This window comes from Veillonella caviae (assembly GCF_003992125.1).
Classification (GTDB): Bacteria; Bacillota; Negativicutes; order Veillonellales; family Veillonellaceae; genus Veillonella; species Veillonella caviae.
In genome coordinates, this window is sequence record NZ_RQUY01000013.1 from 42,854 (window position 1) to 55,830 (window position 12,977).

A 12,977-nucleotide genomic window follows, 5' to 3' on the forward strand; every position below is an offset into this window, starting at 1 on the left:
TTATAATGGTTGCAGAAAGGAGGTGAGGCCATTGAAAAAGTTTAGGAAGAAAATAAAAAAGTGGCTACCAATTATAATAGCTCTAATCCAACTCATCACAGCGGTTAACGAACTATTAAAATAGTAACCACAGGGGCTCAAAAGAGCCCCACTCTTCCTAAATATTATATCAATGGCGAGCGTATGATTTCAAGACTAACTTTTATAATTAGCTTAATCGCTTTAGCAATTTCTATTTATAATTTATTAGTATCTTTTGGGGTGATTTAAGTGAAGTTAGATGATGTAATGACAACACAAGAGGCTAGCGAGCGTTGGGGGATTCCCGCGGATTCTATCAAACAAATATGTTTGGGGCGAAGCAAAACTAAAAGGTTTACAGAATTAGAACATAAAAAATCAGGTAAATCATGGCTAGTAACACGTCAAGGTATGGAACGTTTATATGGGCCTATGAAGTGACATACGAAGGGGCTATTTTGTTACAGCCCCTTTTTATTTACTTTTAAATAGCTACGATTTTTTATTTATGATATTTTATATATGTATATAAATAGACTATATAATACATTTATATTATTGGATATTTTTTTTATATTGCTCCCACGTTGCTCCCAAATAAATAAAGCAATATTTAGAAGAATATAGGAGGAATCTAGCATTGGCAAACTTATATATTGGCCTCGTACACTATCCTATTATGAATAAACATAAGGAAGTGATTACGACAGCTATTACAAATTATGATATTCACGATATTGCGCGTGCATCCGTAACGTATGATGTGTCAAAATATTTTGTAATCCATAATATTCCGGCACAGCGAGAGTTGGCGGCTACTATTATGGAACACTGGAAAACAGGATTTGGTAGCACTTATAATCCGGATCGAAAAGATGCTTTCACAGGCGTAGAACTGGTTAATTCTATTGCTGTTGCAGTGCGGATGGTTGAAGAAATAGAAGGTGTTAAACCTATCATCGCTACTACGGATGCGAGGACATATGATAATACAATCACCTACGGGGCAATGCGTAAACACCTTGAAAACGAACAGGTGCCTGTGTTAGTATTATTTGGTACCGGTTATGGTATGACAAAAGAAACTATGGAAAGCTTTGACTATATTTTGGAACCAATTTATGGTCATGGTGAATATAATCATTTATCCGTGCGTAGCGCTGTGTCGATTATTCTTGACCGTTTGCGTGGTGAAGCATGGTGGAGTAAATAGGAGGCGTCTATGTCTGGACATTCTAAATGGGCTAATATTAAGCACAAAAAAGGTAAAACCGATGCATTGAAAGCTAAAATGGCGACGAAAATTGGCCGTGAAATTACGGTAGCTGCTCGTATGGGTGGTGCTGATCCGACTGGTAATATGCGTCTTAAATTGGCTTTACAAAAGGCTCGTGAAAATAATATTCCAAAAGATAATATTCAACGAGCTATCGATAAAGGTGTAGGCGCTACGGATATGAACGCATATGAAGAAATCGTATACGAAGGGTATGGTCCTGCTGGTGTTGCTGTTACTGTTGAGGTTATGACAGATAACCGCAATCGTGCGGCTGCCGATGTACGTCATGCATTTTCTAAACAAGGTGGCAATCTTGGTGAAAGCGGTTGTGTAGGTTGGATGTTTAAATCTAAAGGTGTATTCGTTATTGCTAAAGAAGGTCACGACGAAGATGAAGTGACTATGATTGCTCTTGAAGCTGGTGCGGAAGATTTGCAATCTGAAGATGATGTATTTGAGATCTATACCACACCAGAGGATTTTGATGCTGTAGAAGCTGCATTGGCAGAAGCAGGAATTGAAACAGAAGTGGCAAAAATCACGATGGTACCAGATACGACTATCGAATTGTTCGGTGATGATGCGGTGAAAATGCAAAAAATGTTGGACGTTTTAGATGATCTTGATGACGTACAAAACGTGTATCACAATGGGATACTCCCAGAGGAAGAAGAATAAAATCAGGTACAAATGTCTTATATAGTAGGTGTATTACAATGGTTTGTAATTGCTGAGATATGAGGGATATTATTAGGGCGCTCCCTTATGGGAGCGCCTGTTTTATGGTATAATAATATAGATTATGTAATGGCAGATATATGTGGGGATGTATCTGATATAGGTATAAGGGGGATGGCGTGCGTATTATAGGAATTGACCCAGGTACGGCTATATGCGGTTATGGAATTATCGATGTAGAAGGTAGCCGATTGAAACCTGTTACATATGGTGCCATTACGACGCCGAAGGAATTAACAGATTCACAAAGGCTAGAATTATTATTTAATGACTTAAGCGATATTTTAGAGGAATATAAGCCAGATAAATTTGGTGTTGAAGAACTGTTTTTTAATCGCAATGTTACTACCGCTATAAAAGTGGGACAAGCGCGAGGCGTTATTTTATTGGCTGCAGAGCAACAGCGTATTCCTCTTTATGAATATACACCGCTTCAAATTAAGCAGGCTGTAACAGGTTATGGGAAAGCGGATAAAGAGCAAGTCATTTATATGACTATGAATATTCTAGGTATACGAGAAAAAATAAAACCTGATGATACTGCCGATGCCTTAGCGGTGGCTATTTGTACGGCCCATAGTTCTCATCGGGAACGATTAATGGAGAAGGTGCGATTATGATTGGATATGTGAGAGGCATTGTAACGCATCTATTTAAAGATGCTTGTTATATCGATGTTCATGGCGTGGGTTATCGCGTATATGTACCAGTAACAACGAGACAACAATTAATAGAAGGAAATGAATTTACTTTATTTACTTATTTAAACGTTCGAGAAGATGCTATGCAATTATATGGCTTTTCCACAGAAGATGAATATGATTTGTTTATTTTGCTCATCTCTGTATCTGGTATAGGGCCTAAGGTAGCATTAGGCATATTGTCAGGCATGACGCCAGAGGCTTTCAAATTGGCTGTTATTAATGGACAAGTAGCACAATTGACAAAGTTGCCAGGCATTGGGAAAAAATCGGCAGAACGATTGGTTTTAGAGTTAAAGGATAAATTGACTAAGATGACGAGCATTAGCATTGATAGCCCGGCAGCTATTCAACCAATTGCAGTTACTCATGGGGGACCTAGTGGAGAAGCTATTGAAGCATTGGTATCCCTCGGGTATGCTCAAAAGGATGTAGAATCATTAGTGGAGTCTTTAAATGATGGTACTCGTGATGTGTCTGCATTAATCAAAGCTAGTTTAGTTGAGCTTGGGAAAGGTCGTTAATCATGAACGAAGAAGTACGTTTAATGGGCGGCGGTGACCGAGAAGAGGATATGTGGCAATATAGCCTGCGACCGAAATATTTCAATGAATATATTGGTCAGCGAGAAGCAAAGGATAATCTGCGCATTTATATTCAAGCGGCCAAGCAGCGTGAAGAAGCACTGGATCATGTATTATTATATGGTCCACCAGGGCTGGGTAAGACGACATTAGCGGGCATTATTGCAAATGAAATGGGCGTTAATTTTCGCATTACTTCTGGACCTGCTATTGAAAAAGCTGGTGATTTGGCGGCTATATTAACGAATTTAGATGCTCATGATGTATTGTTTATCGATGAAATTCATCGACTATCGCGTAGCGTAGAAGAAGTATTGTACTCCGCTATGGAGGACTATGCTTTAGATATTATTATCGGTAAAGGTCCGAGTGCTCGGTCAGTGCGCATTGATTTGCCAAAGTTTACTCTAGTGGGCGCTACTACGAGGGCAGGTGCTTTGGCAGCACCGTTGCGTGACCGATTTGGTATTGTTAGTCGTCTTGAGTATTATAAGCAAGATGAATTAGAGTTTATTGTTACGAGAGCCTCAGAAATTTTAAATATAGGTATTGAGATATCAGGAGCGGCAGAAATTGCTCGTCGTTCTCGAGGAACGCCGCGAATTGCCAATCGACTGTTAAAACGGGTGCGAGATTTTGCCCAGGTTGTAGGAGATGGTGTGATTACTGCAGAAATTGCAGATGAAGCATTGCGACGATTACATGTGGATAAGATGGGACTTGATCGCATCGATCGTCGTGTATTGGAATGTATTATTGATAATTATGATGGTGGCCCTGTGGGGATTGAAACAATAGCAGCAGCCATCAGTGAAGAGCGAGATACCATCGAAGATGTGTATGAACCATATTTGATGCAATTAGGCTTTTTAGGTCGTACACCGCGAGGACGGGTGGCGACGAAACTGGCTTATGAACATCTAGGTATTGCACAAATAGGGAAATAAAATGAAAACAAAATACCTACCATTGACGATAATAACAACACTGTTGCTTGGTATTCATAGTGCAGGTGGTGTGAATGCAGCAACCGTACATACAAAAACGGATACGATTACTACGAAGGTCGTATCAAAATCTATAGTGAAACCTTTGGTGAAAGTGCCAGCTCATAATATAATAAGCAAATCTACGTTTAAACCGCTTGTAACAAAACCAGCGCCAAAGCCAACTGTAGATACTAAAATTACATCTGTTTCTAAAGCAAGTACTACAAAAGCGACTTCTCAGAAATCGACAGTTAGTCAAAATGCTGCTATAGTGACGAAACATAAAATTGATAACCAGGATCAGATGAATCGCATTGAAAATACACCAGATGTACGTGTTTTGTTAGGCAACCGCAAACAAGATGCTACAGTATCTTCATCTTCAGGGGTGACTGTATTAAATAGTCATAATAGCAAAGTAACATCTTACAAGGTTGCAAAAATTGGTGTGCGAGGCAGTAAAATTGCGGTTAATGGTAAAACTATTGATTCTGTAGTGACCTTAAAACCGATAAATGGAAACTCTTTTACGTTTGAAGGTAAATCCTATCGTGGTGGTCTTACCTTGCGTGCTAGCAATGGTACGATGATGGTTATCAATGCAGTGCCATTAGAGTCGTATTTATATGGTGTTGTACCACAAGAAGTCGTACCATCTTGGCCGGCAGCAGCTCTTGAAGCACAAGCGGTAGCTGCTCGTACTTATGCAATGCATACAATGGAGCAAAATAGGGATAAGCTTTATGATGTGAGTACTACCACAGATTACCAAGTCTATGGTGGTGTGAGCGTAGAAACGAATAGTACTACGGCAGCAGTAGATAGAACAAAGGGTATGGTCATGCTTTATAACAACCGCCCCATTAATGCATTGTTCCATTCTGATGGTGGAGGTTATACAGAAAACAGTGTCAATGTATGGGGCAATGATATTCCATACTTAAAGGGCGTTAAAGATTTCAAATCTACCGAATCTAGTGCGGCAAATTGGACCGTCACTACTAATCGTCATGCCTTAGAAGCGAAACTTAATGCTGCTAGTAAGGGCGTTGGTAAATTAAAGAGCATTCAATTAACCCCGATTGGCAATCCTGGCAAGGAATCTGTAGACCGTGGTGTATCTGGGCGTATCAAGAATGCCACTTTTGTTGGTACTGCTGGAAAAGTTACACTTAGTGGCGATGATTTACGCGGTATTTTGGGCTTGAAATCTACATTGTTTGATTTTTATGTAAATTATAATCCTACAAAGACTGGTGGCAAAGCGTACCATACTTTCACAGGTAAAAATGACACGGTATACATTAAAGGGCATGGTTGGGGGCATGGTCTTGGTATGTCACAATGGGGCGCTGCTGAAATGGCAAAGCAAGCTAAACCAGGGGATAGTAATTATTATCAAGCCATTTTAAAACATTATTATACTGGGATAACATTGAAAAAAATGTATTAACAGAATCTGTGCCAATTCCTCATCGTTTAGATGAAGTATACTATGCACAGAAACGTCATATAGTTATATAAATATTGAAGATTACCTAAAAATATGTAGTAAGGATTATAATGAAAGTTACAGATTTTGATTATGAATTACCAGAGGCGTTAATCGCCCAATTTCCTGTGGAACCACGAGACACGTCGCGGTTATTAACATTAAATAAGGTAACTGGTGCAGTAGAGCATAAGGCTCATTTTTATGAGCTAGTAGAAGAACTCAATGAGGGAGATGTGCTAGTATTTAATAATACAAAGGTTATTCCTGCACGTCTTTACGGCCATCGAGAAGGTTCTGGTGGCAAAGTGGAAGTGCTTTTACTGACACCATGCGGTGAAAATCGCTGGGAATGCCTTGTAAAACCAGGTAAAAAATGTCCTGTAGGGCAAGTCATCGTCTTTGATGAACGATTGAAAGCTACCGTTCTAGATAAAACAGATTTTGGCGGTCGCATCGTAGAATTTACGGTAGATGGCATATTTGATGATATTATTCAGGAAATCGGTGAAATGCCATTACCGCCGTATATTCATGAAAAATTAGAAGATAAAGAGCGCTACCAAACGGTATATGCAAAGGAAAAAGGTTCTGCTGCAGCGCCAACGGCGGGGCTTCATTTTACACCAGAATTGTTAGAGAAAATTAAAGCTAAAGGTGTAGAATTAGAATTTGTTACCCTTCATGTAGGTCTAGGCACATTTAGACCTGTGTCTGTAGAATCTATTGAAGACCATGATATGCATAGTGAGTTCTATAGTGTAAGTCCTGAAACTGCAGCACGTATCAATGATGCAAAAGCTAAAGGTCGGCGCATTATTGCTGTTGGAACCACCTCTGTGCGCACATTGGAGTCTGCCTCTACCGATGATGGCGTATTACAAGGTACTAGTGGATGGACACAGATTTTTATCTATCCTGGATACACTTTTAAAATGGTAGATGCATTGGTGACAAATTTCCATTTGCCACAATCTACATTATTGATGTTAATTAGCGCCTTAGCAGGCCGTGAACATTGTTTGGCGGCCTATGAAGAAGCGGTACGTGAAAAATATCGATTCTTTAGTTTTGGTGACGCTATGTTTATACGTTAGGAGCTAGTATGCCGAGCATTACTTATGAATTACAAAAGACTTGCCCTCATACAGGAGCCCGTGCAGGATTATTACATACGCCGCACGGCACATTTCAAACACCTATGTTTATGCCTGTAGGCACGCAAGCCACTGTAAAAACGATGACCCCAGAAGAATTAAAAGCTATTGGGTCTCAAGTAATTTTGAGCAATACTTACCATTTATTTTTGCGCCCTGGTGCAGAATTGGTGGAAGAAGCTGGTGGCTTACATAAATTTATGAATTGGGATCAAGCTATTTTAACTGATAGCGGTGGATTTCAAGTGTTTAGTTTAGGCGATATGCGTAAGATTACAGAAGAAGGAGTTACTTTTAGATCGCACATCGATGGTTCTAAAAAATTTCTATCTCCTGAGGTCGCTACTAAAGTACAGGAACAATTAGGTTCTGATATTGCCATGGCCTTTGATGAATGTATTCCATATCCGGCAGACCATGACTATGCAAAACGCTCTACGGCTCGTACTACTCGCTGGGCAGAGCGTTGCCAAGAATCGCGTACTGCTTTTGACCGGCAAGGGATGTTTGGTATTGTACAAGGCGGTATGTACAAAGATTTGCGCAAACAAAGTGCTACTGAATTAGTAGCTATGGACTTTGAAGGTTATAGCATAGGTGGTTTATCTGTAGGTGAACCTATTGATTTAATGAATGAAATCCTTGAATTTACAACGCCTTTATTACCTACGAATAAGGCACGCTATTTGATGGGCGTTGGTACTGCAGACTGTTTAGTGGAAGGCGTGGCACGCGGCATTGACATGTTCGACTGTGTGTACCCAACACGGGTGGCACGCAATGGGATGGCCATGACTTGGAATGGGCGTCTCAATATTAGAAATGCACAATTTGCTCACGATTGGGGACCATTAGAAGAAGGTTGCCAATGTTATACTTGTCAAAACTATTCTCGTGCATATTTACGCCATTTATACAAGGCTGAAGAAATATTGGCCTTGCGTTTGGTTACGTATCACAATCTCTATTTCTTATTAGAGTTTATGCGGCAAATGCGGACTGCTATTTTAGAGGATCGATTCCCTCAATTTAGAATGCAGTTTTGGGATAGCTTCAAAAAATAATGAAATAAGTCTAGTCAAACCGTAGTGTAATGACTATACTTATAAATACATGATGAATTTTAATGAGGAGGAATATCGATGGGTGACATTCAACAAATCTTACAAGCAAGTTGGCCGATTTTATTAATGGTAGTAATTTTTTATTTCTTGTTGTGGAGACCACAAAAGAAACAACAAAAAGAACGAGCTAATCTTTTGAGTAGCTTGAAAAAAGGCCAAAAAATCGTTACAATTGGTGGCATTTATGGAGAAATCGTTGAATTAGATGATGAAAAAATAAAAGTACAAGTAGCAGATAAAGTAGAAATGACTTTTTCTCGCTCTGCTGTAGCAAGTGTGGTTTCCAAGAAAAATAAGGAAGCTAACTAATGACTGCAAAAGAAGCAGTACGTCAGGCTTGTAAGGCTCGGCGTGCTGCTTTGTCTGTTGAGGTCTGTCAAAAGTGGACACAACCATTGACGAATGTAATCATATCATTGCCAGCCTATAAAAAAGCTCATTCTGTTATGGCTTATTTAGCTATGCCTAAAGAGGCCAATTTAGATGTGCTTATTGAACATGCTATTAAGGATGGCAAAGAAGTGTATGTGCCAGTCTGTGTGGATAAGACCACAATGATAGCGGTTCGGTTATATGATATACAAGATGTGGTTTATGGTGTACTCAATATAAGGGTGCCTCGTGAACCGTATCGTGTTATTGATCCGAAAAATCTTGATTTGATCTTAGTACCTGGTGCTGGATTTGATCGCTATGGCGGTCGCATGGGGATGGGGAATGGTTATTACGATCGATTTTTGAAAGAACTTTCACCATCACAATATATGGGGGTCGCATGGACTCAACAAATTATGGATGAACCGATACCGATGGATGAACACGACCAGCGGATGCCTATGGTAGCAACTGAACAGGGTGTTATAGAATTGTAGTGTAATAGAAGGGAGTTATGATTTTGAGAGGCAAGGCTATTATCAAATTTTTTATAGCCATTGTAGTTATTATTGGTTGTTTTGTATATAGTATTGTGCCACTGGCAAATTCCTTAAAGCAAGGTCTTGATTTACAAGGTGGTACACATATCGTATTGGAAGCAGAGGATTCTGCTTCAGGTGCAGCTGATAATGATGCGGTGGAACGAGCAAAACAAATCTTGGAAAGACGTATTAATGAAATGGGTCTATCTGAACCTCTCGTACAACGGGAAGGGGCTCGTCGTATTATCATTGAATTACCAGGGGTAAAAGATCCTGACGAAGCTATTAAACGTATTGGTAAAACAGCAGTTCTTGAATTTAAAAATGATCAAGGACAAACCGTTATGACTGGTGACGATTTAAAAGATGCAAAAGAAGAGTTGGGGCAAAATAAACAACCTCTCGTTGCCATTGAGCTAAGTGATGAAGGGGCTCGTAAATTTGCAGATTTAACATCTAAAAATATTGGTCGCCGGATTGCTATTACATTGGATGGGCAAGAGTTGACAAATCCCGTAGTACAACAAGCTATTACAGGTGGTCGTGCCACTATTTCTGGCAGTGCTACATTAGATGAAGCTAAAGATTTAGCTATCTTATTGCGTTCAGGTGCTTTGCCTGTAAAAATTAATGTATTGGAAGTTCGTACTGTAGGTCCTTCTTTGGGGCAAGATTCTAAAGATAAATCTGTAGTAGCTTTCGGTGCTGGTATCGGTATGATTATGATTTTTTTACTCGTGTTATACCGTCTATCTGGTTTTGTAGCGAATGTAGCACTTCTTGTATACGTTATGCTTCTTTTACTCGTATTAGGCAAAGGCTTTGATGCGACTATGACCTTGCCTGGGATTGCTGGTATCATCCTCTCTATGGGGGTTGCAGTAGATGCGAATATTCTGATTTTTGAACGTTTTAAAGAAGAGGTATTTTCTGGTAAATCTATGCGTGTAGCCATGGAAGCTGGTTTTAAACGTGCATTGTCTACTATTACAGATGCTAATGTATCGGTTATGATTACTGCGGGCATTCTTGCTATTCTTGGATCTGGACCTGTGAAAGGATTTGCTATTAGTTTGGGCCTTGGTGTTGTAGTAAGCATGTTTACTGCCATTACTGTAAGCCATTTCCTACTTCGTTTATTAATTGACTGTAATTTTACAAATCATCCATTCTGGTTTGGTGCCAATATTTCTCCTGCTACAAGTGCAGAAGCATTTGAACCTAAAACTTTGAAAGGAGGTAAACGCAAATGAGTTTCGATATAATTAAACATCATCGTTGGTGGTTTGTGATTTCCTCAATCTTAGTTATTGCCAGCTTGGTATCTATTTTTACTAAAGGATTTAACTTTGGTATCGACTATACTGGTGGTACTATCGTAGAAGTACAATTTAACAAGGCTGTAGAAGTGAGTCAGGTGCGTGATGTGTTAAAAGAATTCAATCTTGAAAACGCACAGATTCAATTGTCTGGTGAAGCAGCTGAAACATCTGGGGAAGATGTTATGATTCGTACTCGTAATTTGGAACCTAGTGAAAGTGCTGCAGTAGTGGAAAAAATGACTGCTAATCTTGGTGAGAATACGGTAAAACGCATTGAAACAGTAGGTGCTGTTATTGGTTCTGAAGTGACGCAGCATGCATTGTTAAACCTTGTGATTGCCTTTGCTATTTTGGCTTTATATATTACCTATCGTTTTGAATACAAAATTGCTGCATCTGCATTGGCTGCCATTTTCCATGACTTGATTATGGTGCTTGGTGTATTCTCTTATTTCCAATTGGAAATTGATGCATCCTTCTTGGCGGCTGTTTTGACCGTAGTTGGTTACTCAATGAATGAATCAGTAGTTATCTTTGACCGTGTTCGTGAAAATACACATACACATAAACGGACCGATACTTTTGCAGATTTGGCAAATGCATCTATTGCTCAAAGTATTCACCGTAGTTTCTATACATTAGCTACTGTTATGTTTGCCTGTGTATCGCTCTTTGTGTTTGGTGGGGATACAACGAAAAACTTTGCATTATGTATGATTATTGGTTTTGCAAGTGGTGCGTACTCTTCTATTTGCGTAGCTACATCTCTTTGGGTATTGTGGAAGAGTGGTAATAAAAATGATATGCGTAATCAACATGCATAATATATTTATAAATAACGTTTGACTATTTATAAAAGTAATAACAACCTCCTCTTTGGGATTAAACCTAAAGGGGAGTTTGTTATTACGCAGTATATATATGTAGTGAGACTGGATATACTCGTCACTGCTAACCATGTTAAAGAGATGATGTATCAGTTGAACTCTATAGTCAATAAGCGTATAATAAAGCACCTAGTTTATTAATTTAGAAAGAGTGATAAAGTGGAAACAAAGCGATTGTGGACTCCTGCTTTCATAAATTATGGCATAAGTAGTGGTATTTTTTATATGACCCAGTATGTATTGGTAGCAGCTTTGCCGATTGTACTTACATCAGATTTGGAAGGCAGTGCAGTTGATGCAGGCCTAGCTATGACATATTTTCAAATAGGTACTATTTTATGTAGACCTTTTGCAGGACGATTAATTGATAGTTTTGACAAGCGATATATATTACTATTATCGACAGCGTTATTTTTCATCATTATGGGGCTATTCAATTTTACCGCATCTCTAAATACTATATTTGTATTGAGAGGCTTGCATGGTATTGTATTTGCGTTGGCAACTACTGTGATGGCGGCCCTAGCAGTATTAGTTCTTCCTAATGAAAGAAAAGGGGAAGGCATCAATATGTTTGCTGTTTTCTCAAATGTGGCAATGGTTTTAGGGCCGGCTATTGGTTTATATGCGCTACAGAGTTATGGAAGCTCTGCACTATATAGTTTTTTAACAGTTATGACAGGTTTTGCATTAGTATTAAGTAATGTTGTAAAACTGCCTAAATCGTTGTCGGTATCAAAATATACTGAGAGGAAAGGCTGGCATATATCACAATTTATAGAAAAGCGCAGTTTGCCATGGGCTTTAATGGGATTATTTATTGGTTTTACCTATTCTGGAGTTTTAGTATTTATTCCTATTGAGTTAAATGCTATGGGAGAAGGAATATGGGGGAGTATATTCTTTGCCTTATTTGCTCTTATGATTATTATTAGCCGTCCTATAGTTGGAAAAGTGTATGCCCGTTTTGGATCTTCTTTTGTTATATATCCAGGTATACTATTGTTTATCTTAGGTTTGGGAATGTTAGGTTTTACTAGTAGTCCCGTGATAATCATTAGTACAGCGCCGCTATTGGGGTTAGGGTATGGAGCGGCCCAACCAGCATTTCAAGCGTTAGCAGTTCAATCTGCACCAATGGAACGTGCTGGCGTGGCAACAGCTACATATTTTCTTGCTTTAGATATCAGTGTTGGTTTAGGATCAGTTATACTTGCCTTGGTAGCTAATGCTTGGGGTTATAATCATCTGTATCAACTGACAGCATTAGTAATGGTAGTAGCATTAGGACTATATCATTTTGGAATTAGACGATATGTAGCTATTGCAGAATAATAGAATAAAACCTCTACATATGTGTTTGTATAAGCACTATATGTAGAGGTTTTGTTATATAAGAGAAAAATAGTTTTTGAAGTATATGGTAACGTGGTATTATGGGATACTCCGTATTTAAGAAAAAGCAGAGAAAAAGCGTGTTGTTAATGAGGAGAAGATGAAGTTTGCAAAAAGATAAAAAAGTTGTTGACGTATTTTTACTTTATGATATACTTATACAAGTCGTTAGGACACAGCGTAATTCGAATGACAGCACAGAGTAGAAAATTTAAAGTTTTTAAAAAAAGTGCTTGACGAAATGCTTTAGACTTGATATTATAATCAAGTCGCTAGGACATGATGATGACTTAGCAAACAGATCTTTGAAAACTGAACAATGATAGGTAATCAATCGAAAGATTGAACATATGCCAGAGTGCGGGTTTTGA

Annotated in this window: 14 protein-coding genes; all 14 read left to right on the forward strand. The window is 38.8% G+C overall.

Translation table 11 applies throughout. From position 1 onward, the window contains the following. Nucleotides 1–270 precede the first annotated feature (270 nt). The 14 genes from EO120_RS06055 (at nucleotide 271) to EO120_RS06120 (ending at nucleotide 12,546) form a co-directional block, all read left to right on the forward strand. Nucleotides 271–462 carry a helix-turn-helix domain-containing protein gene (locus EO120_RS06055; protein WP_127134579.1) on the forward strand — a complete coding sequence of 64 codons (192 nt, stop codon included), beginning with the start codon at nucleotides 271–273 and terminating at the stop codon, nucleotides 460–462. A 199-nt stretch (nucleotides 463–661) separates the two neighbouring features. After that, nucleotides 662–1,234 (forward strand): RNA methyltransferase, encoded by a 573-nt coding sequence (locus EO120_RS06060; RefSeq protein ID WP_127134580.1) that lies wholly within the window; start codon nucleotides 662–664, stop codon nucleotides 1,232–1,234. A gap of 9 nt (nucleotides 1,235–1,243) precedes the next feature. Next, nucleotides 1,244–1,978, forward strand: coding sequence for a YebC/PmpR family DNA-binding transcriptional regulator (locus EO120_RS06065; RefSeq protein WP_127134581.1), 735 nt, complete (start codon nucleotides 1,244–1,246; stop codon nucleotides 1,976–1,978). Nucleotides 1,979–2,157: 179 nt separating this feature from the next. Beyond that, nucleotides 2,158–2,658, forward strand: a complete 501-nt coding sequence (ruvC, locus tag EO120_RS06070; protein WP_127134582.1) for a crossover junction endodeoxyribonuclease RuvC — start codon at nucleotides 2,158–2,160, stop codon at nucleotides 2,656–2,658. After that, nucleotides 2,655–3,263, forward strand: a complete 609-nt coding sequence (gene ruvA, locus EO120_RS06075; RefSeq protein ID WP_127134583.1) for a Holliday junction branch migration protein RuvA — start codon at nucleotides 2,655–2,657, stop codon at nucleotides 3,261–3,263. The genes ruvC and ruvA overlap by 4 nt, the downstream gene beginning before the upstream one ends. Nucleotides 3,264–3,265: 2 nt before the next feature. After that, complete coding sequence (gene ruvB / locus EO120_RS06080; protein ID WP_127134584.1) at nucleotides 3,266–4,270, forward strand: Holliday junction branch migration DNA helicase RuvB; 1,005 nt, start codon at nucleotides 3,266–3,268, stop codon at nucleotides 4,268–4,270. A 1-nt stretch (nucleotide 4,271) separates the two neighbouring features. Beyond that, nucleotides 4,272–5,765: a SpoIID/LytB domain-containing protein gene (locus EO120_RS06085; protein WP_127134585.1), complete on the forward strand. Its 1,494-nt coding sequence runs from the start codon at nucleotides 4,272–4,274 to the stop codon at nucleotides 5,763–5,765. A 110-nt stretch (nucleotides 5,766–5,875) separates the two neighbouring features. Continuing rightward, nucleotides 5,876–6,901: a tRNA preQ1(34) S-adenosylmethionine ribosyltransferase-isomerase QueA gene (gene queA, locus EO120_RS06090; RefSeq protein ID WP_127134586.1), complete on the forward strand. Its 1,026-nt coding sequence runs from the start codon at nucleotides 5,876–5,878 to the stop codon at nucleotides 6,899–6,901. Between the two features lie 8 nt (nucleotides 6,902–6,909). Beyond that, on the forward strand, nucleotides 6,910–8,025 hold the full coding sequence (gene tgt / locus EO120_RS06095) for a tRNA guanosine(34) transglycosylase Tgt (RefSeq protein ID WP_127134587.1): 1,116 nt from the start codon (nucleotides 6,910–6,912) through the stop codon (nucleotides 8,023–8,025). 78 nt (nucleotides 8,026–8,103) lie between these two features. Further along, the gene (gene yajC / locus EO120_RS06100) at nucleotides 8,104–8,394 is read left to right on the forward strand and encodes a preprotein translocase subunit YajC (protein ID WP_127134588.1); all 291 of its coding nucleotides are present in this window, start codon (nucleotides 8,104–8,106) and stop codon (nucleotides 8,392–8,394) included. Beyond that, on the forward strand, nucleotides 8,394–8,957 hold the full coding sequence (locus tag EO120_RS06105) for a 5-formyltetrahydrofolate cyclo-ligase (protein ID WP_127134589.1): 564 nt from the start codon (nucleotides 8,394–8,396) through the stop codon (nucleotides 8,955–8,957). The genes yajC and EO120_RS06105 overlap by 1 nt, the downstream gene beginning before the upstream one ends. 23 nt (nucleotides 8,958–8,980) lie before the next feature. Beyond that, nucleotides 8,981–10,255 (forward strand): protein translocase subunit SecD, encoded by a 1,275-nt coding sequence (gene secD / locus EO120_RS06110; RefSeq protein ID WP_127134598.1) that lies wholly within the window; start codon nucleotides 8,981–8,983, stop codon nucleotides 10,253–10,255. Further along, nucleotides 10,252–11,148, forward strand: a complete 897-nt coding sequence (gene secF, locus EO120_RS06115) for a protein translocase subunit SecF (RefSeq protein WP_127134590.1) — start codon at nucleotides 10,252–10,254, stop codon at nucleotides 11,146–11,148. Before secD ends, secF begins: the two co-directional genes overlap by 4 nt. 222 nt (nucleotides 11,149–11,370) lie before the next feature. Beyond that, on the forward strand, nucleotides 11,371–12,546 hold the full coding sequence (locus tag EO120_RS06120; protein WP_127134591.1) for an MFS transporter: 1,176 nt from the start codon (nucleotides 11,371–11,373) through the stop codon (nucleotides 12,544–12,546). Nucleotides 12,547–12,977: the final 431 nt, after the last annotated feature.